Raw genomic sequence first — 1,742 nt, 5'->3', positions numbered from 1 at the left:
GTAGGCGAGGAACCCGCCGATCAAGGCGCTGCTCTTGGCCGTCCAGTACAGGAGTTCAAGCGCCTGGCAGGTGTCGAGTTCCAGGTCGGCGAGTCGGGGCGCGGGGGCGAACTCGGCGCCCGCTCCACGGTCGGCGCCTTCGGCCGGGGCCCCGCGCAGGACGGTGAGCAGGCCGCGCATCTCCACCATCGCGTCCCGGCTCACCGCCTGGATGGCGTCCAGTGCCTGCTCGGCCTTCGCCGGATCCCGGCCGATCACGAAACGGCCGTACCCCGCCTGGACGTTGACCACGCTCATGCTGTGCGCGATCACGTCGTGCAGCTCCCGGGCCAGCCGGATCCGCTCCTCGGCGAGCTCCTCCGCGAGCTCGGCCCTGGCGAGGTCCCGCTGGTGGCGGCGCAGTTCCGCCCCGTACGCGCGGTAGCGGGCCGCCGCGCTGCCGAGCGCCCAGGCGGTGACGACCGCCAGCGCGGCGAACACCAGGTTGTTCCACAGCTCCCGCGAGCCGAACCCGCTCAGCCCGGCGCCCACCAGCCCGAACGCCAGCGCGGCCGCGCCGACCCGCGGCGCGCCGACCGCCGCGACCAGGTAGACCGTCATCGCGGCGGCGAGCACCACCTGGAACCCGGCCAGGTTGGCGATGGTCAGCCGTCCGGCCACCGCCACGACCACCACCCAGGCGGCGAACACCACCCCGGCAGCGGCCACCGGCGCGAGCCGCCGCAGGCCCGCCGCCGCGCCGACGACGACCACGCACCCCAGCACCGTCACCAGCTCGGCCGTGGTCGGCTCGGCGTAGCCCCGGTGGTGCGGATCGAACACCCGGTAGGCGTCCAGCACCCGCAGCCAGGTGAGCACGGTCAGGGCCAGGGAGACCGCCAGGTCGACCAGAACCCAGTGGCCCGGGCGGAGCCTTCCGGTCACCGGCGGGCGCGGGATGTCGGACATCGCCCCAGGCTAGCGGCGGCCCGCCGCCGGGGCATCGCCCCACAGGCCTACGACCAGGGGCAGAGACCGGCCCCCGTCCGATGCCGGGATTCCGCCCACGGTGGGAGGCCGGGCCCCCGGCGCGGACGGGAGCGTGGAGGCACGCCACAAGGAAAGGCAGCACGATGATCGAGGTACGCGACCTCAGCAAGCGCTACGGCGGCACCCTCGCCGTGGACGGACTCACCTTCACCGTCCACCCCGGCCGGGTCACCGGCTTCCTCGGACCGAACGGCTCCGGCAAGTCCACCACCCTGCGGATGATCCTCGGCCTGGACGCCCCGACCGGGGGACGGGCCACCGTCAACGGCCGCCCGTACGCCTCGCTGCGCCAGCCGTTGCGCGAGGTCGGCGCGCTGCTGGACGCCGGTGCCGTCCACCCCGCCCGCTCCGCCCGCCACCACCTGCTCGGCCTCGCCGTCACCAACGGCATCGGCCCCCGCCGGGTCCGCGAGGTGCTGGAACTCACCGGTCTGGCGACGGCGGCCCGGCGCCGGGCCGGGCGCTTCTCGCTCGGCATGAAGCAGCGCCTGGGCATCGCCGCCGCCCTGCTCGGCGACCCGCCCGTCCTGCTGCTCGACGAACCCGTCAACGGCCTGGACCCGGAAGGCGTCCAGTGGATCCGCACCCTCCTGCGCGACCTCGCCGCCGAAGGACGGACCGTCCTGCTCTCCTCGCACCTGATGAGCGAAACGGCCCTTATCAAGGCCGGCCGCGCCGACGTCATCTCGCAGAGCTTCGGCGCCACCGACAAC

2 protein-coding genes are annotated in these 1,742 nt (G+C 74.6%); one reads left to right on the top strand and one right to left on the bottom strand.

Annotation, left to right across the window (positions count from 1 at the left end):
- A partial coding sequence (locus ACWDCZ_RS41040) for a histidine kinase dimerization/phosphoacceptor domain-containing protein (protein ID WP_449818681.1) occupies nt 1-948 on the bottom strand: 948 nt, incomplete at its 3' end.
- A gap of 164 nt (nt 949-1,112) precedes the next feature.
- Here ACWDCZ_RS41040 and ACWDCZ_RS41035 point away from each other — a divergent pair.
- On the top strand, nt 1,113-1,742 hold a 630-nt coding region (locus tag ACWDCZ_RS41035; RefSeq protein WP_449818680.1), incomplete at its 3' end, for an ATP-binding cassette domain-containing protein.

The sequence above is a fragment of the Kitasatospora sp. NPDC001225 genome, from assembly GCF_053597855.1.
Note: the sequence above shows the minus strand (reverse complement) of the source record. Positions and strands in the feature narration are given on the sequence as shown.